29 protein-coding genes and 2 pseudogenes are annotated in these 26,142 nt (G+C 42.2%); 11 read left to right on the top strand and 20 right to left on the bottom strand.

What is annotated here, in order from left to right:
- Positions 1-76: 76 nt before the first annotated feature.
- From OC443_RS05060 to OC443_RS05050, 3 genes are all read right to left on the bottom strand, one after another.
- A complete protein-coding gene (locus tag OC443_RS05060) occupies positions 77-331 on the bottom strand; it encodes a DUF2999 family protein (RefSeq protein WP_073586434.1) in 255 nt (84 codons plus the stop codon).
- A 69-nt stretch (positions 332-400) separates the two neighbouring features.
- Positions 401-1,138, bottom strand: coding sequence for a substrate-binding periplasmic protein (locus tag OC443_RS05055; RefSeq protein WP_083601809.1), 738 nt, complete (start codon positions 1,136-1,138; stop codon positions 401-403).
- Between the two features lie 142 nt (positions 1,139-1,280).
- Positions 1,281-1,766: a GNAT family N-acetyltransferase gene (locus tag OC443_RS05050; RefSeq protein WP_200796993.1), complete on the bottom strand. Its 486-nt coding sequence runs from the start codon at positions 1,764-1,766 to the stop codon at positions 1,281-1,283.
- Positions 1,767-2,135: 369 nt separating this feature from the next.
- Here OC443_RS05050 and OC443_RS05045 point away from each other — a divergent pair, with 369 nt between their 5' ends.
- The gene (locus OC443_RS05045; protein WP_073586432.1) at positions 2,136-2,912 is read left to right on the top strand and encodes a metallophosphoesterase family protein; all 777 of its coding nucleotides are present in this window, start codon (positions 2,136-2,138) and stop codon (positions 2,910-2,912) included.
- 343 nt (positions 2,913-3,255) lie between these two features.
- Positions 3,256-3,645: a hypothetical protein gene (locus tag OC443_RS05040; RefSeq protein ID WP_073586430.1), complete on the top strand. Its 390-nt coding sequence runs from the start codon at positions 3,256-3,258 to the stop codon at positions 3,643-3,645.
- A 146-nt stretch (positions 3,646-3,791) separates the two neighbouring features.
- On the opposite strand, the gene OC443_RS05035 is transcribed toward OC443_RS05040, so the two are convergent.
- The 3 genes from OC443_RS05035 to OC443_RS05025 all read right to left on the bottom strand — a co-directional run bounded on the left by OC443_RS05035 (position 3,792) and on the right by OC443_RS05025 (position 5,575).
- Entirely contained in the window at positions 3,792-3,938 is a 147-nt protein-coding gene (locus OC443_RS05035; protein WP_262021645.1) for a hypothetical protein, read from the bottom strand.
- 380 nt (positions 3,939-4,318) lie between these two features.
- Positions 4,319-4,531, bottom strand: coding sequence for a transcription antiterminator/RNA stability regulator CspE (gene cspE / locus OC443_RS05030; RefSeq protein WP_073586429.1), 213 nt, complete (start codon positions 4,529-4,531; stop codon positions 4,319-4,321).
- A 444-nt stretch (positions 4,532-4,975) separates the two neighbouring features.
- A complete protein-coding gene (locus tag OC443_RS05025) occupies positions 4,976-5,575 on the bottom strand; it encodes a nucleotidyltransferase family protein (protein WP_083601805.1) in 600 nt (199 codons plus the stop codon).
- Positions 5,576-5,782: 207 nt separating this feature from the next.
- Between OC443_RS05025 and OC443_RS05020 the strand changes: the two genes are divergently transcribed.
- Together OC443_RS05020 and OC443_RS05015 are read left to right on the top strand one after the other, a co-directional pair.
- The gene (locus OC443_RS05020) at positions 5,783-6,184 is read left to right on the top strand and encodes a transposase (RefSeq protein WP_143169455.1); all 402 of its coding nucleotides are present in this window, start codon (positions 5,783-5,785) and stop codon (positions 6,182-6,184) included.
- The gene (locus OC443_RS05015; RefSeq protein WP_262021644.1) at positions 6,181-7,260 is read left to right on the top strand and encodes an IS3 family transposase; all 1,080 of its coding nucleotides are present in this window, start codon (positions 6,181-6,183) and stop codon (positions 7,258-7,260) included. The genes OC443_RS05020 and OC443_RS05015 overlap by 4 nt, the downstream gene beginning before the upstream one ends.
- A 97-nt stretch (positions 7,261-7,357) precedes the next feature.
- Here OC443_RS05015 and OC443_RS05010 read toward each other — a convergent pair whose 3' ends face one another.
- The 5 genes from OC443_RS05010 to OC443_RS04990 form a co-directional block, all read right to left on the bottom strand.
- Positions 7,358-7,585: a hypothetical protein gene (locus OC443_RS05010; RefSeq protein ID WP_073586751.1), complete on the bottom strand. Its 228-nt coding sequence runs from the start codon at positions 7,583-7,585 to the stop codon at positions 7,358-7,360.
- A 232-nt stretch (positions 7,586-7,817) separates the two neighbouring features.
- A complete protein-coding gene (gene tnpC / locus OC443_RS05005; RefSeq protein ID WP_073585476.1) occupies positions 7,818-9,353 on the bottom strand; it encodes an IS66 family transposase in 1,536 nt (511 codons plus the stop codon).
- Between the two features lie 67 nt (positions 9,354-9,420).
- Positions 9,421-9,789, bottom strand: coding sequence for an IS66 family insertion sequence element accessory protein TnpB (tnpB, locus tag OC443_RS05000; protein WP_083601724.1), 369 nt, complete (start codon positions 9,787-9,789; stop codon positions 9,421-9,423).
- The gene (gene tnpA, locus OC443_RS04995; protein ID WP_073585475.1) at positions 9,786-10,103 is read right to left on the bottom strand and encodes an IS66 family insertion sequence element accessory protein TnpA; all 318 of its coding nucleotides are present in this window, start codon (positions 10,101-10,103) and stop codon (positions 9,786-9,788) included. Before tnpA ends, tnpB begins: the two co-directional genes overlap by 4 nt.
- Before the next feature lie 259 nt (positions 10,104-10,362).
- On the bottom strand, positions 10,363-11,067 hold the full coding sequence (locus OC443_RS04990) for a GntR family transcriptional regulator (RefSeq protein WP_073586462.1): 705 nt from the start codon (positions 11,065-11,067) through the stop codon (positions 10,363-10,365).
- Positions 11,068-11,337: 270 nt separating this feature from the next.
- On the opposite strand from OC443_RS04990, the gene OC443_RS04985 reads away from it, so the two are divergent.
- The 4 genes and pseudogenes from OC443_RS04985 to OC443_RS04970 form a co-directional block, all read left to right on the top strand.
- Positions 11,338-12,924 carry an alpha-glucoside-specific PTS transporter subunit IIBC gene (locus OC443_RS04985; RefSeq protein ID WP_073586461.1) on the top strand — a complete coding sequence of 529 codons (1,587 nt, stop codon included), beginning with the start codon at positions 11,338-11,340 and terminating at the stop codon, positions 12,922-12,924.
- 104 nt (positions 12,925-13,028) lie between these two features.
- Positions 13,029-14,363: a 6-phospho-alpha-glucosidase gene (locus OC443_RS04980; RefSeq protein WP_073586460.1), complete on the top strand. Its 1,335-nt coding sequence runs from the start codon at positions 13,029-13,031 to the stop codon at positions 14,361-14,363.
- Between the two features lie 221 nt (positions 14,364-14,584).
- Positions 14,585-16,057: a sucrose phosphorylase gene (gene gtfA / locus OC443_RS04975; protein WP_073586459.1), complete on the top strand. Its 1,473-nt coding sequence runs from the start codon at positions 14,585-14,587 to the stop codon at positions 16,055-16,057.
- Positions 16,058-16,639: 582 nt separating this feature from the next.
- Positions 16,640-16,819, top strand: a pseudogene (locus OC443_RS04970) (IS110 family transposase); the annotation flags it as partial.
- A 40-nt stretch (positions 16,820-16,859) separates the two neighbouring features.
- Here OC443_RS04970 and OC443_RS04965 read toward each other — a convergent pair.
- Together OC443_RS04965 and OC443_RS04960 are read right to left on the bottom strand one after the other, a co-directional pair.
- A complete protein-coding gene (locus OC443_RS04965) occupies positions 16,860-17,939 on the bottom strand; it encodes an IS3 family transposase (protein ID WP_262021643.1) in 1,080 nt (359 codons plus the stop codon).
- Positions 17,936-18,337 carry a transposase gene (locus OC443_RS04960; RefSeq protein ID WP_143169414.1) on the bottom strand — a complete coding sequence of 134 codons (402 nt, stop codon included), beginning with the start codon at positions 18,335-18,337 and terminating at the stop codon, positions 17,936-17,938. Before OC443_RS04960 ends, OC443_RS04965 begins: the two co-directional genes overlap by 4 nt.
- Before the next feature lie 72 nt (positions 18,338-18,409).
- On the opposite strand from OC443_RS04960, the pseudogene OC443_RS04955 reads away from it, so the two are divergent.
- Positions 18,410-19,110: pseudogene (locus tag OC443_RS04955) on the top strand (IS110 family transposase); the annotation flags it as partial.
- Positions 19,111-19,140: 30 nt separating this feature from the next.
- On the opposite strand, the gene OC443_RS04950 reads toward OC443_RS04955, so the two are convergent.
- From OC443_RS04950 to OC443_RS04940, 3 genes are all read right to left on the bottom strand, one after another.
- Positions 19,141-20,247, bottom strand: coding sequence for a PIN domain-containing protein (locus tag OC443_RS04950; RefSeq protein ID WP_073586679.1), 1,107 nt, complete (start codon positions 20,245-20,247; stop codon positions 19,141-19,143).
- A gap of 535 nt (positions 20,248-20,782) precedes the next feature.
- Entirely contained in the window at positions 20,783-21,862 is a 1,080-nt protein-coding gene (locus tag OC443_RS04945) for an IS3 family transposase (RefSeq protein ID WP_262021642.1), read from the bottom strand.
- Positions 21,859-22,260 (bottom strand): transposase, encoded by a 402-nt coding sequence (locus OC443_RS04940; RefSeq protein WP_143169327.1) that lies wholly within the window; start codon positions 22,258-22,260, stop codon positions 21,859-21,861. Before OC443_RS04940 ends, OC443_RS04945 begins: the two co-directional genes overlap by 4 nt.
- Positions 22,261-22,663: 403 nt before the next feature.
- Between OC443_RS04940 and OC443_RS04935 the strand changes: the two genes are divergently transcribed.
- The gene (locus OC443_RS04935; protein WP_073585511.1) at positions 22,664-23,575 is read left to right on the top strand and encodes a HEPN domain-containing protein; all 912 of its coding nucleotides are present in this window, start codon (positions 22,664-22,666) and stop codon (positions 23,573-23,575) included.
- A complete protein-coding gene (locus OC443_RS04930; RefSeq protein WP_159440360.1) occupies positions 23,559-23,711 on the top strand; it encodes a SymE family type I addiction module toxin in 153 nt (50 codons plus the stop codon). The genes OC443_RS04935 and OC443_RS04930 overlap by 17 nt, the downstream gene beginning before the upstream one ends.
- A gap of 68 nt (positions 23,712-23,779) precedes the next feature.
- Here the strand turns inward: OC443_RS04930 and cdiI are convergent, their stop codons facing one another.
- The 4 genes from cdiI to OC443_RS04910 form a co-directional block, all read right to left on the bottom strand.
- Entirely contained in the window at positions 23,780-24,118 is a 339-nt protein-coding gene (gene cdiI / locus OC443_RS04925) for a ribonuclease toxin immunity protein CdiI (protein WP_234976441.1), read from the bottom strand.
- Between the two features lie 53 nt (positions 24,119-24,171).
- Complete coding sequence (locus OC443_RS04920; RefSeq protein ID WP_073585513.1) at positions 24,172-24,747, bottom strand: hypothetical protein; 576 nt, start codon at positions 24,745-24,747, stop codon at positions 24,172-24,174.
- A gap of 174 nt (positions 24,748-24,921) precedes the next feature.
- Positions 24,922-25,473, bottom strand: coding sequence for an SUKH-3 domain-containing protein (locus OC443_RS04915; protein WP_159440361.1), 552 nt, complete (start codon positions 25,471-25,473; stop codon positions 24,922-24,924).
- Positions 25,474-25,606: 133 nt separating this feature from the next.
- Positions 25,607-26,137: a hypothetical protein gene (locus OC443_RS04910; RefSeq protein ID WP_073585515.1), complete on the bottom strand. Its 531-nt coding sequence runs from the start codon at positions 26,135-26,137 to the stop codon at positions 25,607-25,609.
- Between the last annotated feature and the right edge of the window lie 5 nt (positions 26,138-26,142).

Here is a 26,142-nt window from a genome sequence, read left to right as displayed (position 1 = left end):
AAAAGCCGCTCAGGCACCGGTTTGGGGTGCACTGAGCGGCCTTAGGAAATTCAGTTGACCTGATGTATTTTACAGCTTAGTTATTTTGCAGCCGTTGCTTTGCTTCTTCGACTTTGGAGAAATCCAGCCCCAACTCTTCAACTGCTTCTTTGATCAAAGCCGGATTTTGCATCAGCTGCTCCATCAGTGACTGGAGCTTTTCCTGAGGCAAATTCAGCTGACCGAGAGTTGCCATCGCAGCCAGCGGATTTTGTGTTAACGCCTGAAACAGCTCACTAATCTGTGCATCGCTGATATTGTGCTCTTTTAACATCGCAAGAATCGGATTCATCACACTACCTTTTTACTTCTGAATAAAATAAAAGGGTAGTTTAACATCTGGCTCAGTAATCAACAGACCCTACAACCATCGATCATAGATTTTTTGCAGCTCACCATTTTGCTTCATTATCGCGACCGCTTCTGAAATCTTTGCAGCAACATCATCAGGAAAGTCTAATCCGGTCGCAATATAAACCCGCTTAATCTGACCAATAGCCGGGCCGACCTGCAGCTCTTCCATCTTCAGACCGGCTTGTTTCCAGTTATACATCACAATGACATCCGAATCGGCAATCACATCAAACCGTTTGCTGATCATTTTCAGGATATTTTTCTGAGCGGTTTTGGCACCGGTATCGAGGCGTAATCCCAGATTGGCAAGCATGGGGATAATCGCATGCCCGTGAACCACACCCACAGTTTTATGTTTAATCTCACCAACTGACTGTACAGGCACCGTTCTGTGATAGGAATAAAACCGATATTCGGTTGCCATTATTTCAGCAACCCATTTAAACTGATGTTCCCGTACAGCTGACCGGGTAAAAGGAATAATGGCAACTAATTCATCTTTTGCATACTGAACTCTCTGGGTTGCTCTCATCCAGGGAATATCAAACCGGAATTGAAATGCCGGTGCTCCGTACTTGGTTGCCTCATTGAGAATATCGATCGCAATGCCGGAAGGATGCCCGTTTATCAGTCCGCAATAAGGCATCGCTTCGAGGCTGTAAACCGTCACAGTGGCAGCCCAAAGATGGCTGCTGAACAGCAGCTGAGAGAAAAGCAACATCATCATGCTTATCTTAATGTTCATGAGGCATCCTTTTCCTGAACATGATCGGGGACTTCATTTCAAAGTATATATACCCAAACTGAGACCGCCATTTTCTGTGACCGGGAAGAGACAATGCCGGAATCAGTCCCGATAACCACACAAAATGATGATCAAAGCACTATCACGAACCAGCCTGCGCCGAAACCAAAGCCGGCGAATGACGCACCGGCCCGCCCTGTTCCCACACATAATACAGATCCCAGTCTTCCTCATGGCTGAAGCGAAAACCGTTCGCTATATAAAAATCATTGGAAGGGCTGCCTCTTAATGCCCCGAGCCGGAGCGGATAATTCAGGCCAGCCGCCATTTCTTTGATTCGGGTTAAGGTATGAAACCCCAGCCTGTTGCCCTGATATTCAGGCAAAATATAAAGATGAGCCAGATACAGATAATCATCTCTGGTTGAGAGAGAATAAAAGCCGACGATGTCATGATTGACAAGAATCATGGATGTTTCTTCCGGACAAAAATTATCCAGAAATCTGTCACGCGCCCGCTTTGGATCAAATCTGCCAATGGCTTCCAGACTTGTTCTCATTGCCTGTACACGTATTTCGGCCAGCAATTCTCCGTCAAAATAATGTGCCTTCTGGTACTTTACTTCCACGATACTTCCTTATTGCTATGATCATCATTCTGTATTTCTGAACCGGAATGCTTCAATATCCGGTCCGGAATTATTTTTTGATTGTTGATTTGTATCGTTTTTAATTCGATTAAATATCATACTACCTGATAAATTCAATATTGATAATACAATAAATTAAGTTTTTGCCATCAGAATAACAAATCAAAGAATCAGTGATGATATTCCCATAAAATAAAAACGGTTATTTAAATTAAATAGCTTGAGTCGCTATTGATATAATACAATCCACTTAAAAAGTGTATTCATCATTATCAGCCAGCCGATGCATATTTTCTGAACATGCCGGTCGTCGTTTAAGCGGAAATTTACCGGTCAGGAGAATTCATTGTGATAAGAATTATAAAAACTGAAGAAAAGCCTTTCCATATACTGAGATATCAGAGCTCCGGGCCAAAAGGAAATATCAGAAAGGTTCTGTTACCATTTTTCCGGGCTTATGCAGAAGGCCTGCCAAAGGATATTTCATCAATCGTTGCCACTTCAGATTTACAAGGCAGAGAAATTCATCATCGCTCAGCCCGTTTGGTGGGTGAAGCCGTCGCTGAAGAATTAGTTCTGCTTCAGGAGCAAAAAGAAATCCCAACCATCGATACTTTATTGATGGCTGGTGATTTTTATGACTATCCTGATTGTCGTAAACTCGGCGGAACCGGTGATGTCACGCAGGTATGGAATGCATTCGCCAGTATCAGTCAGCATGTGATCGGTGTGCATGGCAACCATGATATCGTCGATGCATCTCAACTGGCCCCAAATGTCACTGTACTGGATGGCAACACGAAAAGCATCCGTGGGATTCAGACTGGCGGCATCTGCGGCATTATCGGTCGTCCGGACAAAAACCAGCGCAAAACGGATATTGACTTTCAGTCATCACTCAACAAAGTCATCGCCAAAAAACCGGATATTCTGTTACTTCATCAGGGACCGGATGACCCGCAAAATCAGCAGGTGGGCGATTCGATGATCAGAGAAATATTTGAAATGAAGGGGCAGAGTCTGGTGATTTTCGGTCACTGTCACTGGCGCACGCCCCGAATCGACATAGGTAAGAACCAGTTGTTAAATGTCGATAACCGGTTATATGTCATTTTACCAGGTTGAGGTTTTTAGCCAGCGGCCCAGATTTGAATGTTCAACGATATCCCCAGGTAATCTGAAGATGCATGATTCAGGTTGCAGCCGAAAGGTACGGTTCAAGGGAAGAGAATGCAGGAATGTACCCACCTTTCAAATTCACTTGACGCAGAGATGAGCTTTTCAGCCAAAAGGATAAGACATGTATTCGTTGTACCGAAAAAGTCTTGTTCTGAGATTTCATCATCAGAGAAAACACAATTGCCTGAGTTATACCTGCTGATAATTTTTTCAGCTGTTCTTCAATCTCTATAGCCATATGATCTTTCTGTAAACTATGGCCAACATGTAGCACAACAGGAAAGTAATCTTGACACACATTATTTTGAAATCAACACAAGACCTAAAGCAACTATTTCAAAGCTATCAAGATGTTGACCACGATAAAACAGAAGCTTTTTATCTTCAGAGTATCTATATCGATGAACATCAATTCAATGCGATGACCTTTTATGAACTTGACTTCGAGCCCTACATCTCACTGGCATACTCAGTCAACGCCTCATGCTTTGGTATCCGTAAAAGTCCGAAGCGTTTCTATCTGAGTCATATAAATAATGGAGGCCACAGAGTGTTATGCACCATCCGTCCGGTCAGGCTGAGTCAGTTGCAGGATATTGATTATTTGTACACTTTAGAGCAGGACTATTGCAGACAACTGGAAGCAGATGCTATCCGTTCAGATGAATTTGAAGTATGACAATCACAGCATCGATCATATGAATTCTGCAACAATCACCAGCATATTATTCACGTCACCCGGGAAGGTTTCGAATGGGCTCAATTTTATAGATTGTTGCACCATCACGAAACGGATTGTCAATCATTAAACTTGTCTGATGTTTGTTAAAGATCGAAAAATTTATCCTGTGCACGTTGCAATAAAATTTCTTCGATTTTTTTTCTGATTTGATGTGGACTTGGCGGTCTGTCTTCATTATCAGAAGTCATTTTTTGGGCGTCAGACATCTTAGGCTTAGTTTTCTTCTTCATAAATTTGCTCGATAATTATTCAATGGAAAATTTACCAATGCTATTACACGGGTATTGAGTATTTCACCTGTACCGGTTATCTCGCAAAAAGAGACTTTTAACTCTCTGTATAACGTAGAAACCTGAGGAAGGATGTGTCGTTTGAGGATATCAATGTTCAATTGATGAAGAGGTGAAACCAATGGTTATGGTGTTGATGTATAAAAATTAATCCTGAACAACCGGAGCTTGTTCCCGAACTGATTTTTGATCTCGTTTGATATGATACCAATATATTTGTCGACTTGTTTTTCGTTGCATTGCTTTCTCTGTCATTGATGATTTTGAGAAGAGCCCCGATAGCACCAACAGATGGGAACGGTACTCTTCTCAAAGAAAAATCAGGCTGGGATAACGTTCACAGCTTGTGGGCCTTTTGCCCCCTGTTCAACATTAAAGCTGACAGCCTGACCTTCAGTTAAAGTTTTAAAGCCGTCTGCAGCGATCGCATTAAAGTGAACGAATACATCAGCACTACCATTGTCAGGTGTAATAAAACCAAAACCTTTTGTTTCGTTAAACCACTTCACTGAACCTGTTGTCTTATTAGACATAAATACCTCGATAATAATTAGAAAAAAACCGGAGAAAAAAGCTACTTTAAAGAATACAGAGAAGAAGTTATCGCAGGGTGTAACGAAAAGATTCGAAAAAAACTGAGAAGAGACTTAACCAAAATGTTTCACTAATAGCTCTAATTTCTGGAGCAGTCGCCACTATACATTGAATATCGAAAATAGAAAGCTTTTATTTACTCAAATGACCTGAATATAAATAATGCATATGAAATAAGTTATTCACCACAACGCTTCATCAATCGATTCTTGTGCATCAAACAAACTCCAAACGTATCATTTCATACTTTGTTTACATTGGTTTTCATCAACGGGTTTTCACCGGTATCATTCAGGCCGCCAGATGATACTGTGACTATACCCAAGCAACCTGAAGATGCAGGGTTCAGCCACGGGCGGCCTGAATCACACGAAAAGGCAGCCTTACCAGGTTTCAGCGACCAATAATGGCCATTGCGTTGTCCACCGGTTTACTTTCTCTTCGTAAATATCACGGCTGATGATTGTTTTATTTGGCCTTAACCGCAGGGCAAACATGTCATGAAATCCGTAAGGTGCAATAAATTCGATCTTGTCACCTCTTTGTCTCATCGCCATACAGGCACCAATCACGGGCCAGGTAGAAATTGATTCATGAACACTGCCATAAGGTGCTATCGAAATGCCGAACCGTTGCTCATACCAGAGATGTATTCTCGCAATATTTTTTACATCGATGGGGATGTTTATATTGGCAAGTTCTTCCTTTAACCGGCAAATATACCGATCTTCGCTCTCCCAGCTTAAGTCATCAGGATCCCAGTAAAAAATATCAATATCTTTAATAAATGAGTTGATTTCAAAATCATGCATCACATTCCAGACGTTTTGGAAAATCACCCCGGCACCTACCCATGCATCAGGCACACGATGAATCGCCTGCAAGATGGGAGATATTTCATCGATAGACAGAACAAACTCAGAAAGAAGATCAATTTGTTGTTCAAGAGAGAGGTGTTGACCGTTCAGAAATTTACTTTTCATTGACTTGTGACAGCTCCTGTTGTCCGGTAATCATCCGTTTGTACAGCGGGTTATTTTAGAGAAGGATAAACTGTACATCAATACAGTCTGTTTAAAAATACAGTATTGAATACAGAGAGCATGGGAAGAAAAAGCCCCTGTGTGTCAACCTGCTATTGAACCACCCGCTTTTGAGATAACATACAAATCAGGGTGAAAAAGGAGTTCATGATGCCAAAGAACACAACTGTTGAGCCGCAGGTCAATCCCTCTCCGGAGCTGGAAAAGAAAACCCGCCGTGTCTTTACGACCGAATACAAGCTTTCCATTATACAACAGGCCGATGCCTGTCAACATGGCGAGATTGGTGCCTTACTCCGGCGGGAAAAGCTTTATTCAAATCAGCTTTCACAATGGCGGAAAGAATTCGCTGAGAACGGCATCAAAGGGCTCGAAAAATCAGCCCCCGGTCCTGCGTCAGCAAAAACTCCCGAGCAAAAACGCATTGAGCTCTTAGAGAAAGAGAACGCCCGTCTTCGTCATCAGATTGAGGTAAAAGACGGTTGTCTCTCGCTCCAAAAAAAAGCCTTGGCGTTGATAGAAGCGATGGAACAAGAGAATAAATCATGACGCTGGCACAACATCCCTTACCTGCATTTGTCTCCCAAAGGCTCGCCTGCCAGGTGCTTAACGTCAACCGCAATACATTAAGACGTTATATCCGGGGTGTTCAGTTTTGTGGCCCTTGGCCCCGGATTCACCGCTCCCGGAAACACGCGCGCCAGCCCAGAGCATTAAGCGATACAGAAAGAGAAACAGTGAAATCGGTGATGCTCAGTGAAACTTATTGTAACCAACCGCCGGTGCAGATTTATTATGACCTGTTGCAGCAAGGGCAATATCTGTGCTCAGTCAGCACCATGCACCGGCTCTTACGTGAAGATAATCTTCATGGTGAACGCCGGGCACAGCGGCCATCGCAGTCTCACATGGTTCCCCGTCTGGTGGCTCAACATCCCAATCAGGTCTGGACCTGGGATATCACCAAATTACCCACTCAAAAGCGGGGAGAATATTTATCACTTTATGTCGTGATGGATTTATTTAGCCGTTACATTGTTGCCTGGATGCTATCGCGCAAGGAAAACAGTGCGTTAGCATCCCAGCTAATGGAAGAAGCAATCACCCGTTATGACCTTGAATCAAGCGGTTTAACCCTTCATCAGGACAGAGGCGCGCCGATGACTGCCCATTGTTATCTGGATTTGCTGTCTGAGCTTGCAGTCACCGCCAGCCACAGTCGTCCGCGGGTCAGTAATGACAACCCATTTAGTGAATCACAATTTAAAACACTCAAATATCAACCAGATTATCCCCGTCGTTTTGAAGATTATGGGCATGCGAATCGTTGGTGTCAGGACTATGTAACATGGTACAACACCTGTCATTATCACAGCCAGTTAGGTGGCTTTACACCGGAGCATGTTTTTACAGGAAGATATACAGAGGAGGCAGTGACACGTCAGGCGGGTCTTGATGCCGCTTGTGCTGCACACCCGGAGCGTTTTGCTAAAGGTGCCCCCAAAGTCGCGATGCCAGCCAAAGAAGTGAGTATTAATCCGGTACCGGAAGATGCTGATAGTGAAGTGATAGAAAAAGGTGTGAACTTCCCAACCTTATCCAGCGTCACGAGAAATGCAATTTAATTATTTTCCGGGTGGTGCAAAACAGGTTGACATGTTCCGAAGTGAACCACTCCTTCCTACCCGCTTGTATAGCGGACCTTTTACCATATCAGGGTCATTATGCAACTCCTGCGGCAACGCCGGCTACATCGCGGATTTCTTCAATGATTTTGGTCATCACTTTACCGCCGGGGATAATTAACGTCAGAATCACTTCCACCAATAAGGAAGCCAGACACACCGACACAATATTCATGATCTGCACCGGGCTGAGCATCCGCAGCCAGCAGTAAGCCGCTTTGACCAGCAGAAAACAGCGCGCTTCATCTTTGAGCAGGTTCAGCATCTCCGCCGCTTTTTTCTTACTGTCTTCGAGAATTGCAGCAATCCTGGCCGGGTCCAGATATTTGGACAGGGTTTCAAAAAGCTGCGTCGGGTTCGCCAGCAGCTTGAACAGATCGGAAATTTCATCCCAGGCGGTCGGTGAGTGCGGGACAGGTGTAACTTAGAAATGGACAGAACCAAGTTCAAGGTAAGCGCTCAATACTCGACACCATTGAACCCAACAACCCGGGGATTTAACCTCTGGCGATATTCCACGGAAGAAGAGATTCAACCTGTTCAACAGTTTCCGCATAGGGCAGTTTGCTCAGGACAGTATGAAGATAATCATATGGCTCCAGACCATTCAACTTTGCCGTTTCCACCAGGCTGTAGCAGACCGCACTGGCCTTCGCGCCCTGTGAGCTGTCGGCGAACAACCAGGCTTTACGTCCAATCACGAACGGGCGGATGGCATTTTCCGCTAAGATATTGCTGATTCGCAACGTTCCGTCAGTGCAGTAAACCACAAGCTTCGGCCACTGATTGAGCATATAGTTGATAGCTTTTCCGGTCAGGCTGTCTTTCGGCATTTTTCCGGTATATTTTTCAAGGAAGGCTTTGAGTTTTTCCAGTACCGGTACGCTGTGTTGCTGACGGTAAGCGACCACCTGCGCCGGCGTATACTCTGTCTTTTCTTTCAGGTCACTGATTTGTCTTTCAATATGATAGAGCTTGTTGATATAGCTGAGCGCCCTGTCCGCCTGACTGACCTTCGCTTTCTTTCCCTTCGGCTGCGCTGCCTGAGCTTCGGTAAATTTACGCCGGGCATGGTCCATACAGCCGACAGCGGTCAGCCCGTATTTCTCACAGGCAGCATGGTACCCCGCATAACCATCGGTGTGCAGGTAGCCTTTAAATCCTTCAAGTAATTCAACCGGAACGTTTCCGCCACGGGAAGGCGCATAATGGAACAGCACACTGCGTTTATCCGGCGGACCACCCAGTGACACCCACATATATTTATCAGAGGTTGCTGCCTTACCCGGCTCTTTCAGTACCTGAACCGGGGTTTCATCCATATTGATAAGATGCCCGGCATTCTGATAATCCCGCAGCAGGTTTACCAGTGGTTGAAGCACCTGCGCGGATTTCATCACATAATTTGCCAGCGTGGCTCTGGAGATATCCCCGCCATAACGGCTGAGCATCTTTTCAATCCGGTAAAGGGGCAGACCATCGACATATTTGGCTGTGAGCACATGGGCAATCAGCCCCACACTGCCCAGTGACCCCGGCAGCGGATGTTTGGGGTGTGCGGCCGTGATGATGTGCTGCCCTTCACCGGTTGAGAACACCGCTTTTTCCTGCATATATTCCAGTACACGAACTTTGGCTGGCACGATGTCCAGCTCTTCTTTCACTTTGGCGAAGAAGGTGCTTTTGGCGCCCATTTTTTCTTCGTCAGTCAGGTACAGGAAGATTTGCTCGCGGGGTAAATCAGCTGACAGTGGTTTGCGGCCGCGGGGTTTTGGGGAGGTATTTTTCTTCGGGTCTTGTTTTTCGTGCGCATCCAGCTCAGGGTCAGTGACCAGCTCGGCTTCATCGAACAACAGGTACTGAGACGGGTTGGTTTTCTCGCTCGAAGGTGTAAAGCGTTTGATTTTCAGCAGCCGGACGACTTCTTCAAGGATGGCGATATGTTCTGACTGAGACTGAAGTTGTGCTTCTTTTTCGGCTAACTGTGCACGAAGCCACTCAATTTCAGACCGGTTGTCAGCAGAAGAAGTCACGATTAAAAATACCTTAAGCTATTGTTTTAACAGGTATTCATTATATCAGAATTAAACATCAATGTCGCTAAAAGAGCGCCTCGTAATGCAATTTTTTATGGCCTTTCATCAACGAGATATCATAGCCATCCAGCAGCCAGTTGATTTGCTGTCCGGTGAGTGTGACAACCTCTTCTTCTGGTTTCGGCCAGCGGAATTTCTCTTCGGCGAGCGCTTTATAGTAAAGGACAAATCCGTTATCTTCCCACAACAGACACTTGATTTTATTGTGTTGGCGGTTGGTGAAGACATACAGATGACCACTGAACGGGTTATGCCCGAGCTCCAGCTCAACCAATGCACTGAGACCGCGGTACGATTTACGGAAATCCACCGGCTCACGATAAAGGAAGACCTGCACCAGTGCCGGGTCAGGACGCAGTGTCATATTGCTCATTGCAGTGCCTCCAGTAACTGGATAACGGTAGAGAGATTGGAAGATTGAATGTCATGAATGGTCACCCCGCCCGGCAGAGAAAGCGACAGCCCGGTTGTTGGCATTGTCTGCTCAATCCGGGCGACGGCAAAACCCGCCGTGACTGTTGGGGTGTTTTGCTCCGGTGCTTTTTCGTGGCGTTGTGCTTTGGTTTTCCAGTAATAAAAAGCTTTAGCGCTGAGATGGTGTTCCCGGCAGTATTGTGCCTGCGTCATGCCGGATTGTTTCCAGGATTCAATATGTTTCAGCCAGATATGGGGGTTAAGGGAAGCCATAGTGTTTAGTCTCCATCAATCATGTCGGCAGACATGATGCGGAGTTCTGTTTCACAATTGAAGTCTGTGGAGTATTAAGCGCTTACAGTTCAAGTATCTAGCCTAACTTAGTACTAACTAATGAGAAAATGTATGGCAAAATTGTTAAATCAAATATCAGTTTGATGGTTCAGATCAGTCATATTCTGATGCTTTTTTGTCAACATGTAACCCAAATCACAATTGTAAAAGCCGGACTAAATTGCTGACTACAATTATGTTAGTGATGTCTTTTCAGATAGCGATCATAAGAATGAATATCTTGCTTAGATGTTACTGCCGTATATTCAAATGTGCGGCCGTCTTTTAGCTTTCCAATGGAAAGTACACGGATAAGCGGTTTATCAGGTGCGACTTTCAAAATATCACAAATATCTTGTTCTGGAAGAATGGCTTCAAAACTCTGCTGTGCACCATCTATTTCCAGTCCTAATTCAGTTTCTAGGTAATGATATTTAGAACCTTGCAATGACAAAATGTTAATTTTGGGGAACATAGTCATGGGCATGTAAGTATCTTCATAAATAGACGGAACTCCATCTATAAGCATGTAACGGCGAATAAAATAAACTTGTTCTGAAGTGTCTATGTTCAAAATTTTGGATATTTTTTCATCGGGTAATAATAACTGAAACTCGATGATCCTGTATTCAAGTTGTGCACCTGTTGAAGACAGACATTCACTGGTACTCCGTAAAGCTTCCACTGAAGAAATCATTGTCTTACCTATAACACTTGAACCTGCTCCTTGACGTTTTTCAACTAATTTTAATTTAACAAGCTCATCGATTGCTTTACGAATCGTAATGCGACTAACGCCATACTGTTGAATCAGCTCTTTTTCGGTGGGTAATGTATCGCCAATTCGAAACTCATCTGAGTAGATGCGCGCTTTTAGATCCTGCATCACTTTTTTATATAACATATTTATCCACTCAACATACCTTTGACTGATGACGCTAACACATCTGAGTATTATCAATCAATGCTCTATTTATCAACGTAGTATTGATTTGTATGTGTATAACACGATGTTGTTATCAATACATCCTGTCATGTACTTATTTATAGATATTGATTATGAATATGATCCATATCGCATTAAATATATCATGTATTTGTCATATTTTTTGTTGTCGGTAAGATGACTTTCATCAACCCACTGTCCATTCATTGAATAACAAAGGATCAATCCATGATAAGTGCAATACAACGCTTAGGTGGAGCAATGTTTACTCCGGTCTTACTGTTCCCATTTGTTGGGATTCTAGTCGGATTAACTATTGTTCTCAAAAATCCTGTTTTTGTCGGAGATCTCGCTGATAAAAACGGAATATACTATCAAGTTTTACAAGTTATTGAGGAAGGTGGCTGGACTATCTTCCGTAATATGGCGTTATTGTTTGCGGTTGGTTTACCGATTGGTTTGGCAAAAACAGCTCATGCGAAAGCTGTCTTGGTTGTGATGGTGTCTTACCTGACTTTCAACTACTTCATTGGCGCAATGGCGACTTTATGGGGAAGCCATTTCGGTGTCGATTTTAGTCAAGCAATTGGAGGCACTTCGGGTTTAACCGAAATTGCAGGTATTAAAACTTTAGATACAGGAATATTCGGAGCAATTGCAATTGCTGGATTAATCACATGGATTCATAACCGAACATTTGAGAAACAGCTCCCTCCTTACCTGGGTATTTTTCAGGGGGCTTCCTTTGTTGCAATGGTTTCATTCTTTGTCATGTTACCTGCGGCTTGGCTGACACTTACAGTTTGGCCGCCAATTCAACATAATATTATTAATCTGCAAGGCTTTATGGTGGGATCTGGCTCTTTTGGTGTATGGCTATATACCTTTTTGGAACGGATCCTAATCCCAACAGGTCTTCATCATTTTATCTATTCGCCGTTCGTATTCGGCAATGTGGTGACACCAAACGGTATTGCCGTTGATTGGTTGACTCATTTGGAAAACTTCACTCATTCAAGTTTATCAATGAAAGAGCTTTTCCCCGCAGGCGGATTTGCTTTACACGGTAACTCTAAAATTTTTGGTTGTACCGGTATTGCTTTTGCCATGTATCACACTGCTGACCCAGAGAAACGTAAACAAGTTGCAGCATTACTGATCCCCGTGACGCTTACCGCAGTTATGGTGGGCGTAACAGAGCCTCTTGAGTTTACGTTTTTATTCATTGCACCTTGGTTGTTTGCAATTCATGCATTGCTTGCTGCAACAATGGCTATGTTGATGTTTACTTTTGGTGTTGTCGGTAACTATGGCGGTGGGTTGATTGAATTTGTTACAAGCAATTGGATCCCGCTTCTTGGCAATCATACAAGTATGATTGTTACACAAATTTCAATTGGTCTGTGTTTCACGGTTATCTATTACACAGCGTTCAAATATTTGATCGTCAAATTTAATGTTCCTACTCCGGGACGTGGTGATTCGGAGTTAAAGCTTCGTTACAAACAAGATTTCAACGAAAAACACGGTATTACAGGTAAAGCTAATAACAGCGATAAAAATCTTCTTCAAATTCAGGCTGCTGATACGCTAGCTGGTCTGGGTGGAATCGAAAATATCGAAGACCTGAATAACTGTCTTACCCGATTGAGAGTGACAGTAAAAGACCCAAGTAAGGTTGAGTCGCCTGAGTATTTTATGGGGACTGGGGCCATGAACCTAGTCAAAAACGGCAAAGCAATTCAAGTCATCATAGGTCTGAATGTTTCTCAACTGAGGGAAGAGTGCGAAAAACTACTCTGTGCAACGGAATAAACTCAATCGTGATTAGCACTGAATGAAGATGACGAAAGAATCTTACTAATTGAATTAACTACGAAGGCTGTGGAGCCACAGCCTTAATTAAAATGAGGTTATATATGAAAAAATTTTCAATAGTGATTGCGGGCGGTGGGTCAACATTTACACCTGGGATCGTGATGATGCTCCTTGAAAATCAAGAGCGCCTTCCAATTCGTAAATTAAAATTGTATGACAACTTTGCTGAACGTCAGGAAACGGTAGCAGAAGCCTGTAAAATTTTGTTGCAAGAAAGAGCGCCTCAAATTGAGTTTTCCTACACAACAGATCCAGTAGACGCATTCAGTGACATCGACTTCTGTATGGCACATATTCGCCCTGGACTATATGCCATGCGTGAACTTGATGAAAAAATCCCACTGAAACATGGTTGTGTTGGTCAGGAAACTTGCGGGGCTGGCGGTATTGCTTATGGTTTACGTTCTATTCCAGCAGTAATCGAGCTTATTGATTATATGGAAAAATATTCACCAAAGGCATGGATGCTGAATTATTCAAATCCAGCTGCAATCGTTGCTGAAGCCTGTCGTGTATTACGACCAAAAGCACAAGTGTTGAATATCTGTGATATGCCGATTGATATCGAAAACCGCTTTGCTGAAATACTCGGTTATAAAAGTCGTAAACAATTTGACGTTATGTACTACGGTCTGAATCATTTTGGTTGGTGGACTGAAATTAAAGATACCAGCACAGGTGAGAACCTCATGCCTCGGATCAGAAAGCATGTCAAAGAAAATGGTTATTTAACACCGAGTGGTATGAACGGTGTTCAACATGCGGATGACTCTTGGAAGGATACATTTATTAAAGTTCGAGATGTGTATGCGTTAGATCCGCAAACAATGCCAAACACTTACCTAAAATATTATTTGTATCCAGATTATGTGGTTGAACATTCAAATAAAGATTTCACACGGGCAAATGAAGTGATGGCTGGACGAGAGAAAAAAGTCTTTACGGAATGTCGTCGTATTATTGCAAATGGTACCGCCAAAGATACAAGTATTCAGGTTGAGGAACATGCTTCATATATTGTTGATCTGGCGACAGCTATTGCTTTCAATACAAAGGAACGCATGTTATTGATTGTACCTAATAATGGCTCAATTGGTAATTTCGATCCAACTGCGACGGTTGAGATTCCCTGTATTGTTGACAACTCAGGTGCCAAACCTATGCAAATTGGCAACATTCCTGAGTTTCAAAAAGGGATGATGAATCAACAGGTATCTGTCGAAAAATTAGTAGTTGAGGCTCATATCGAAGGTTCATATTTGAAACTGTGGCAGGCGCTGACTCTATCTGCAACCATCCCGAGTGCAGCAGTAGCTAAAGCCATTCTTGATGATCTGATTGAAGCAAATAAAGATTATTGGGTAACTTTAAATTAAATTTATTCTTAATTTACTTAAGTTGATTTTCATGTTTAAAGTTTTTTGGCTGTATTATATAGATTCAATCTATTGAACTGCTTATATCAAATTAACATATCAATACTTTAACGCAATAGCCGAATTATTTAGTTAAATCGAGATGAGAGTTTAATTGTGCTAGAGAAAGCACAATTAGCTTTCATCTCAATAATATTATTAATCATATATCGATGGTATTCATGGAAAATAAAGTGCAACTAATTGCCTATACTGACAGGCTAACAGGAAATAATATCAACAACTTGAATGAGTTGCTAAAAAATAAAATCTCAGGTTTATTTTCAGGAGTACATATTTTACCTTTTTATTATCCAATTGATGGTAGTGACGCTGGTTTTGATCCAATTAATCATGCTCAGGTTGATCCAAGACTTGGCTCATGGGATAATTTAAAAGCACTTGGGCAAGAAACGGAGATCATGGCTGATCTGATTGTGAATCATGTATCGGCACAATCATCAGAATTTGAAGATGTGTTATCTAAAGGTCGCGATTCTGTATATTGGTCTATGTTTTTAAAAGAGACGGATGTATTTCCTGATGGCATATCTGATGAACAAGCCCAGCAGATATATCGCCCAAGACCTGGTAGTTGTTTTACTTCAAAGCAATTAAGTACAGGTGAAGAAATAAATTTTTGGACAACCTTTACAGATAATCAGATTGATATAAATGTTGAATCTGAAGCTGGTCGAGAATATTTAGAAAGAGTTTTACAGTTATTTGCTGATAATGGCGTAAAAATCATTCGACTGGATGCTGCTGGATATGCCATCAAGCGAGCGGGAACGAGTTGTTTTATGACTGATGAAGCCTTTGCTTTCATCGATGCATTGTCAAAAAGAGCCAATGAATTGGGAATGGAAACAGTTGCTGAAATCCATAGCCATTACAAAACACAAATTGATGTTGCCCAAAAAGTGAACCGAGTCTACGACTTTGCTTTACCACCATTAATCTTGCATTCTCTATTTAACAAAAATGTTGATGCTTTGGTTTCATGGCTCAAAATTGCACCAAGAAACTGTCTCACTGTGCTTGATACACATGATGGTATTGGCATTATTGATGCTGGTCCTCAAGGTGAAAAATCAGGTTTACTTGATGTAAACGAGATAGATCTTCTCGTCGAAACTATTCATAGTAATAGTAAAGGTCAAAGTCGAAAGGCCACTGGGTCAGCAGCAAGTAATGTCGATTTATACCAAGTTAACTGTACATTCTATGATGCTTTGGCTGGAGATGATTTACAGTATCTTTTCGCAAGAGCAATTCAATTCTTCAGTCCTGGAGTACCACAAGTATATTATGGCGGATTATTCGCTATGCACAACGACATATCACTACTTGAAAAAACGAATGTAGGTCGTGATATTAACCGCCCATATTTGTCAGAGAATATTATTGAAAGACAATTAGGAAACCCGGTTGTGCGTAGTTTGTTTAAGTTAATAAAATTACGTAATAGCTCATCTGCTTTCGATGGTGAATTTACAGTAACTGGTGAGGATGGAAGACTATCGCTTCACTGGGTAAACTGTATTAGCGAAGCAATTCTTCATGTCGATTTAATTAACAAGAAAGGAACTATAACCATGAAAGAGAAGAATTTTGAATATTCTTATGATCTAACTAATATTTGTGGAGATTAATTGTTTTCTAGTAACACATTATAACTGCAAGTACTCAACTTTAGCGTGCGACTTGGACACACTATTGAACTTAATGTACGGAGATGGCTCGTATTCAAATTGCCTGTCTAATGCAGATTAATAAGATAACAACTAATGCCTCAGTAGCAGATAATGCCAATGATAAATTTAATTGGCATTATCTGGATACTTATTTTTAGCTTAATCCATACAGATGAAAATTAACAAAGCTCAAACCTGTCTGCATCCATGACTATTGTCCACGCAGACACAAAATCATGCACGAATTTTTCTTTGTTATCATAAACACTAAACTTGCTTGAAGTGAAAGCGCCAAGCGTTGTGAATCACTCTTGAATTTCTTGTATGGACAATATCTCCATCTCAACGACAAGTTTCGGGTAATGTGAGACCCGGGCTTTAGCTGCAACTAAAGCTTTCCATGTAGTAGTTCGATTGAATGCTGGCTCCTCTATCGAGAGACCGATAACAAACGTGAACGCTGCGTGGGACTCCAGGCACAAACCTCGAATACTCGACTGGGTCTCGAACCCGCATTACGCAAGCATGAGTTAGCTTATTATGGATACCAAAATGAAGCAAAGCATCAATATCGGAGTTGATACAGGCAAAACACTATTAGATATCCACATTCGGCCCATTGATCACTTTTTCTCTGTAGAAAACACGCCCCAAGGAATAAAACAAGCACTCCAAGTCATTAAGAAGCATTCCCCTGAGCGCATTGTTATCGAGGCGACTGCGGAACGTGTCAACCTGTTTTGCACCACCCGGAAAATAATTAAATTGCATTTCTCGTGACGCTGGATAAGGTTGGGAAATTCACACCTTTTTCTATCACTTCACTATCAGCATCTTCCGGTACCGGATTAATACTCACTTCTTTGGCTGGCATCGCGACTTTGGGGGCACCTTTAGCAAAACGCTCCGGGTGTGCAGCATAAGCGGCATCAAGACCCGCCTGACGTGTCACTGCCTCCTCTGTATATCTTCCTGTAAAAACATGCTCCGGTGTAAAGCCACCTAACTGGCTGTGATAATGACAGGTGTTGTACCATGTTACATAGTCCTGACACCAACGATTCGCATGCCCATAATCTTCAAAACGACGGGGATAATCTGGTTGATATTTGAGTGTTTTAAATTGTGATTCACTAAATGGGTTGTCATTACTGACCCGCGGACGACTGTGGCTGGCGGTGACTGCAAGCTCAGACAGCAAATCCAGATAACAATGGGCAGTCATCGGCGCGCCTCTGTCCTGATGAAGGGTTAAACCGCTTGATTCAAGGTCATAACGGGTGATTGCTTCTTCCATTAGCTGGGATGCTAACGCACTGTTTTCCTTGCGCGATAGCATCCAGGCAACAATGTAACGGCTAAATAAATCCATCACGACATAAAGTGATAAATATTCTCCCCGCTTTTGAGTGGGTAATTTGGTGATATCCCAGGTCCAGACCTGATTGGGATGTTGAGCCACCAGACGGGGAACCATGTGAGACTGCGCTGGCCGCTGTGCCCGGCGTTCACCATGAAGATTATCTTCACGTAAGAGCCGGTGCATGGTGCTGACTGAGCACAGATATTGCCCTTGCTGCAACAGGTCATAATAAATCTGCACCGGCGGTTGGTTACAATAAGTTTCACTGAGCATCACCGATTTCACTGTTTCTCTTTCTGTATCGCTTAATGCTCTGGGCTGGCGCGCGTGTTTCCGGGAGCGGTGAATCCGGGGCAAAGGGCCACAAAACTGAACACCCCGGATATAACGTCTTAATGTATTGCGGTTGACGTTAAGCACCTGGCAGGCGAGCCTTTGGGAGACAAATGCAGGTAAGGGATGTTGCGCCAGCGTCATGATTTGTTCTCTTGTTCCATCGCTTCTATCAACGCCAAGGCTTTTTTTTGGAGCGAGAGACAACCGTCTTTTACCTCAATCTGATGACGAAGACGGGCGTTCTCTTTCTCTAAGAGCTCAATGCGTTTTTGCTCGGGAGTTTTTGCTGACGCAGGACCGGGGGCTGATTTTTCGAGCCCTTTGATGCCGTTCTCAGCGAATTCTTTCCGCCATTGTGAAAGCTGATTTGAGTAAAGCTTTTCCCGCCGGAGTAAGGCACCAACCTCGCCATGTTTACAGGCATCGGCCTGTTGTATAATGGAAAGCTTGTATTCGGTCGTAAAGATACGGCGGGTTTTCTTTTCCAGCTCCGGAGAGGGATTGACCTGCGGCTCAACCGTTGTGTTCTTTGGCATCATGAACTCCTTTTTCACCCTGATTTGTATGTTATCTCAAAAGCGGGTGGTTCAATAGCAGGTTGACACACAGGGACTGGTCGCTTAGAAATGCCCTTTGTATTGGCCTGTGCTGAAACTGGCCTACCCATTGTTCGTGCCAATCCCATACACATCAAACGCTTCGCTGGAGCGATTGGTCGAAGAGCCAAAAATGACCGTTTGGACGCAGAGCTTATTGCTCACTATGCTGAAGCTATCAAACCTAGCATTACTATTATCAAGCCAGAAAACATACGTTTAATAAGTGACTTAGTGATTAGACGCAACCAACTGCTTTCAATGCAGACCATGGAAAAGAACCGAATTCAAATACTACCAAAGTCCTCAAAGATTCACCTGAGTATCAAGCAAAAAACACCATACTTCAGAGTGTTCCGGGTATCGGAAATATCGCTGCCGCATCCATCATTAGTAATGTCCCTGAGCTGGGTTATATCAGCAATAAGCAAGCTGCATCTCTAATCGGTGTAGCTCCTATGACTCGGGAAAGTGGTCGATACAAAGGCAAGCGAGTTATTCAAGGAGGGAGAGCTCAGGTACGTACGGTCTTATATATGGCTATGATGTCTGCCATGCAGTGCAATCCTGTATTTAAAGCCACCTTCCGTCATTTAGTTAAAGCTGGAAAACCTAAAAAAGTCGCCATCATTGCCTGTGTTCGCAAGATGGTTGTCATCTTAAATTCAATGTTGAGAGATGGCGTCATGTGGGATGCAAATACTGCTAAAAATTAGCGATTGATGCCCTAGTCGTTTGTTATACCACTAATTTACCCGATAGATCGTCAAAGCATATTCATCGTATTTTTCCAATGGATTATTTTCAAATTCAAATAAATCATACGTAAAATCAAAGATACTTATATATTTTACATCATGAAAAATATACTCCCATTCATCATCGAGTTTATGCCCTTTACTTTTGACTGCACTACTAATAAATTCATAAAAGTAGAAGTCTTCACTCAACATCTCAAACTCATGGTTACTCATCGAAAATTTACAAGTAAATTGAATTTTAACTTTTCCAGAGACAGTAAACTGCTGCCAATCTATATCTTGCTCAATGGTAGGCTCATCTACTATTTGACTATAGATAGATCCTTTATTTACCTCTGGTTCAAACCATAATTCACCGTAAAGTTCATCTTTATACAAAATCCCATCAATAATATTAACAACCATTTCATCAAAAAACGTATCTAGATCAGAGCTATCAATCTTAAGAGATTTGAATGAACTATGACCCTCATGTAATTTTTGTATTATCGAAGGTAAACTCTCAGACACAAAGCAATTTTCACTCTCATAGTCAGCATGTATAGAGCTGATAGAGTCTTTATTGATTTTATTCGTATAGTCTTTGACGTTTTTGGTATATATAACAGACTCATTCCCATTGACATGCTCTAACACTGACATTGTTAGTAAAAAATCTTTATAGCCTCTTTCCATGTCCTTGTTAATAAATGGATATTTAGCATCGTACATTTTATTAACCACATCTTGATGGGAGATTTTGCAATAAGGAATAACATCAATTGATTTATCATTGATAAAATCGCTCAATACCTTCGAGTAGTATTCCTCTCGAGTAGATACCACTTTGATCAGCTTATCAAAAGGAAAGTTATTTATATATCGATCATTCAGGAGTCGAGTTATATCTCTCTTTGATGTTTCTAGATTTCCAATAGCCGTCTTAAATGCTTTTCTATATTGACCTAAACATTCATCAATAACTATTTGGGGAATACAAACATTAACTTTATACAAACTACATATTTTGATGATTTTCCTTAAATCTTTACTTCTAAAGTCATAGTCCTTATGAAGAATGTTAGTGTCTAATATTAAATTTTTTATCATCATTAATCCCAAATTTACCAGCGTAACAATGGTATAACAGTTCTTAGGTGGACAATGTCCACATGATATTGTCTATTTAATTGCCAATACTACTTTATCAATCATAATCAATACATTGATTTAAATATAAAAATAAATATTCAGTTTAATAATACATCACAAAATGCCGACAATGTCTTAACTAATAAGGCTTACTCGACAATACTATTAAATCATTACCTGAATTTGGGTGTTAGGTATAGAAAAATACCTAAATTTATTATTTCGTAAAAGGAAAAGGGGCAAAAACAATTGACACATGCCACAACCCTTACTTCAAAACCACATAGTCAAAAACTAGCACAACAACTCAATAACCATACAAATCAGGAGGAAAATCCCGGACGGATTTTTCAGGTTTTGTGAGCCAGGGACGGTGAATAAAACCGCTCCGGCCAGCGAGCACCAAAAGGATTTTCTGGATACTCTTTCATCCGGGAAAGAGTATCTGGGGCGCAAGCGGAACATATCAACCTGTTTTGCACCACCCGGAAAATAATTAAATTGCATTTCTCGTGACGCTGGATAAGGTTGGGAAGTTCACACCTTTTTCTATCACTTCACTATCAGCATCTTCCGGTACCGGATTAATACTCACTTCTTTGGCTGGCATCGCGACTTTGGGGGCACCTTTAGCAAAACGCTCCGGGTGTGCAGCACAAGCGGCATCAAGACCCGCCTGACGTGTCACTGCCTCCTCTGTATATCTTCCTGTAAAAACATGCTCCGGTGTAAAGCCACCTAACTGGCTGTGATAATGACAGGTGTTGTACCATGTTACATAGTCCTGACACCAACGATTCGCATGCCCATAATCTTCAAAACGACGGGGATAATCTGGTTGATATTTGAGTGTTTTAAATTGTGATTCACTAAATGGGTTGTCATTACTGACCCGCGGACGACTGTGGCTGGCGGTGACTGCAAGCTCAGACAGCAAATCCAGATAACAATGGGCAGTCATCGGCGCGCCTCTGTCCTGATGAAGGGTTAAACCGCTTGATTCAAGGTCATAACGGGTGATTGCTTCTTCCATTAGCTGGGATGCTAACGCACTGTTTTCCTTGCGCGATAGCATCCAGGCAACAATGTAACGGCTAAATAAATCCATCACGACATAAAGTGATAAATATTCTCCCCGCTTTTGAGTGGGTAATTTGGTGATATCCCAGGTCCAGACCTGATTGGGATGTTGAGCCACCAGACGGGGAACCATGTGAGACTGCGCTGGCCGCTGTGCCCGGCGTTCACCATGAAGATTATCTTCACGTAAGAGCCGGTGCATGGTGCTGACTGAGCACAGATATTGCCCTTGCTGCAACAGGTCATAATAAATCTGCACCGGCGGTTGGTTACAATAAGTTTCACTGAGCATCACCGATTTCACTGTTTCTCTTTCTGTATCGCTTAATGCTCTGGGCTGGCGCGCGTGTTTCCGGGAGCGGTGAATCCGGGGCAAAGGGCCACAAAACTGAACACCCCGGATATAACGTCTTAATGTATTGCGGTTGACGTTAAGCACCTGGCAGGCGAGCCTTTGGGAGACAAATGCAGGTAAGGGATGTTGCGCCAGCGTCATGATTTGTTCTCTTGTTCCATCGCTTCTATCAACGCCAAGGCTTTTTTTTGGAGCGAGAGACAACCGTCTTTTACCTCAATCTGATGACGAAGACGGGCGTTCTCTTTCTCTAAGTGCTCAATGCGTTTTTGCTCGGGAGTTTTTGCTGACGCAGGACCGGGGGCTGATTTTTCGAGCCCTTTGATGCCGTTCTCAGCGAATTCTTTCCGCCATTGTGAAAGCTGATTTGAGTAAAGCTTTTCCCGCCGGAGTAAGGCACCAATCTCGCCATGTTGACAGGCATCGGCCTGTTGTATAATGGACAGCTTGTATTCGGTCGTAAAGACACGGCGGGTTTTCTTTTCCAGCTCCGGAGAGGGACTGACCTGCGGCTCAACCGTTGTGTTCTTTGGCATCATGAACTCCTTTTTCACCCTGATTTGTATGTTATCTCAAAAGCGGGTGGTTCAATAGCAGGTTGACACACAGGGAATCCCGGACGGATTTTTCAGGTTTTGTGAGCCAGAGACGGCGAATAAAACCGCTCCGGCCCACAATCACCAAAGGCTCTTTCTGGTTCCTCTTTGAGCCAGCAAAGAGGAACCGGGGCGCGATCACCTAATGCCGCATGGATCAAATCAACTTACAAGCGAACCAAACCACCACCAAAGCCAGAAACTTCCTGAAAAAGAAACCAGCATCAAAGCTTCTAATACTCTGTAAACACACTATTTTCACCAAAAACCGTGATCCCCCGCAAAAACAACCCCACCCACAAAGCCACCATTTACCCGGCGATCACCCCGTAGTACGATACCCGGCATGAAAACGACACTCGAACATCTTCCTGAACATAAACAACAGGACATTCACGCCATTGCGGATATTCTGCGCGATACCGTGGATGACTATGTGGCGGGAAAAAGCGGCAAACAGTCCGGCTTTAAAATCCAGAAAATTATTCTGTTCGGCAGCCATGCCCGCCCGCTGTCGCCGGAAGGAAAACCCACATGGATGTATGACCCCGCTAACGGCTATATCAGCGATTACGATATTCTGGTGATCGTCAACCGCATGGAACTGGTGGAAAATCTCAAGCTGTGGAAACTGGCGGATGACCGCATTAAACGCCGGATTGAGAAGATCCCGGTCAGCGTGATTGTTCATACCTTTACCGAAGTCAACCAATGGCTCACACAGGGTCAGTATTTCTTTACAGATATCCGCAAAGAAGGGATTGAACTATACAGTATTGATAATCGAGAGCTGGCGATGCCGGGGAACTTAACTCCGGAAGAAATGCGCCAGATTAGTCAGAAACACTTTAATTACTGGTTTGAAAGTGGGCAGCGTTTTCTTGTCACCTTTCAAGACACATTAAACAGAAAATGGTTAAACCAAGCTGCATTTCTTCTGCATCAAACCACAGAGCATTTCTTCGCCTGCACACTGTTAGTTTGCACCAACTATCTGCCCAAAACCCACGATATCGAAAAACTGCGTCACTTCTGCGCCCAGCAGGATGACCGCTTTGCCCGGCTGTTCCCGGAGGAAAATAAATTCCACCGCCGCTGCTTCCACCGCCTCAAACGCGCTTATGTCGATGCCCGTTATTCTGAGCATTATGAAATTACTGTGGAAGAGCTGACTTATCTGGCGGAGGAAGTGGAGAAGTTGAAGGTGCTGGTGGAAGCGGTTTGTGGTGATCGGATGTCGGGTGGAACCCACTCTTAAGGGCAAGTGGCTGCGCGAAGCCGTGTTAGAGACCGGCACGCCCGTCGCCGGGGATTGCATTGTGCTGATCCCGGACAGCCCGCAGGAGCAGGCATTGCGCGAACAACTGGCGCAATTAAAAACGGCGCTGGGTTGAGTTAAAAACAGCCGGGATGATTGGATTAGCCCAGCTGTTTATCTCCCTGAAAACGTAGATATCTGGTACTACAAGTCAGAAAGAACTTTATCTATTTCACATGACTGATCTGGATGTAGTTCCTTAAATCTTTTACATGCTATAACCAGATATTCTTTGAAATCATTTACAGACATAACCAGTTCATCGTCATGATACCTAAACTTTACACCATCAAAATATTCTTCATCTTCATCAAGTTCATCAGGAAAGTCACAGGAGAAGTATTCATCTCCATAGCTTATTCCATTAACCAAATATCTAATGGCACGGACAAAAAATGGACCATTTATTGAATTGAAGAATTCTTTAGCTATCCATAATGGGTCATTTTCACAATCCACTATTTGATATAGAATATCATTCACTAAATCATTTAAATTCTGACGATTAAACATAACATCGAATACAAATATCGTTATCAATCATCAAAAGCACCACCAATACAAACTCCTGAATCAAGAGATAGCTTAAAAGGCAACCACTTATTTTCAGGAGAACTCCAAGCTTCTCCATTGATAAATTCATCACTCATTTCGATATCTCTTATTCCATCATATGAAATTCTTTTTGATTTCCAGACCTGCACTTCCTTATTGAAAGCTATAAAATGAGTAAAATCGTTCACAATAATTATTTCAAGAAATGTATTACAGTAAACCCCCATAATTGGTTGCATTTTTAACTCAATAGTTGATTCAGGTTTTTCAGGAGAGACTAAATATCCCTTTCCTTTCGAGACAATCAACACTTTATCTTTTCCGGGAAAAGAATAGATTCCATTAATACCATTCTTTGACACTTTCCCTCTAGCAAAGGATCCACACCATCCAAATTGGTCAAAGTCAATAGCTATACCGTCAACCCAGCCGCCACGCATACAACCGGGGAAACAGTAAAAATCTGAATCAGACTCATCTGGTTGGGTTATAAGTTTAAACTCAAAATTGAATCCGAATTTATCTTCAATGTACATAGTATTCTCTGTATTATTCATCTGGCCTAAAAAACCTGTGAACTATTATTTCTGTTCTACCTGATTTAGCAACTGGCGCAGTTAAAAGCGGCGCTGGTGTGAGTAAAAACAGCCGGGATGATTGAATCAGCCCGGCTGTTTTTTTGAGGAATTCGAATGCGTAAACCAAATTGGCCTGATATTTACAATAAAAAATCACTTATTTAAAGTTTTAACATATTCAAGACTCAAATAATAAGGATCACCTAACCATCCTCTCTCCGGGTCGAAATCATAGCCGGTATATTGATTATTATAACAAAAGAAAGTTTGACCATTGTCTTGAACTTCCAAACCACTTCTGCACTTGAATATAACCACATCTAAAAATTCTTCCAAAGTATCACCATAATAAATCATTCCGGAACCTGATAAATAAAAACGGCCATATTCGTCCAACACAAACAGACCCGGAAGTTCAATTGAATGACCTAAAGGATAAAACTTTAAATTCTCAAGAACAGTACTTTCTAGTTCTTCCTGCATATCCTCTTCAAAATCATCGATGTAAGCATCATCAACCCAGAAATAACGCTCATTGCCACTTTCACTCTTTTGTCTTAAAGTCAAACCATGCAGATTTTGGATAATGGATACAACAATTTCTGGTGTATACACAGGATCAATATAGTTAGGAAGCCTGACTTGTCGCTCAAGTAGCCACCCCGAACTTTCAAGATATTCAGTTTTGTTTTTATCTTTCAACACGATTATCTCATCCAAAACAATACCCCTGCGAATACCGAGTACTTATAAGATATTCTACGATATTTATTTTTATATATTCACGAATAAGATGATTTACTTGATTCTACCTATGGTGGTTTTCATCTATTGAAAGTCATACTCTACGTATATAGAACTCTTGCTCTGTATCTTTATCCCAGAATACATCGATATGGCCTTCCCTACGCAAAAAAGTAAAATTTTCAGGTATGACATCATCACCTATGAACTTATGATTAGCAGTCAATGAATTGTCATAATCCCATCCTTCAGGAACAACGAGCCGCTCATCTTTTGTTGATATAAAATAACAGACAGATACGGGCTGTTCAGGATTATTATTCCAATCCATAGAACCAAATCCTGCCCAATCACAATCTCTCGTCATTCCTTGGCGCTGATCGACTACAACAATATCAATCAGATTCTCGTTATCATCTTTATAAATTAAATTTTGTCTCATCAAAAATTCAACGTATTTTTGCACGTCAAATGGTGTCATAAAATTAATACATGCAATTTCACCATCCGAACATAGTGTTTTATTTGGGAGAGAAGCCATAAATGCCTTTACTCCCCCAGAAAACTTATTCACGATGGCTTCACATCTAATCACTACAGATATTGCTTCAACTAAAACAGCCACTTTTA

Source organism: Vibrio quintilis (assembly GCF_024529975.1).
GTDB lineage: Bacteria > Pseudomonadota > Gammaproteobacteria > Enterobacterales > Vibrionaceae > Vibrio > Vibrio quintilis.
This window is presented reverse-complemented; position numbering and strand designations above follow the sequence as displayed.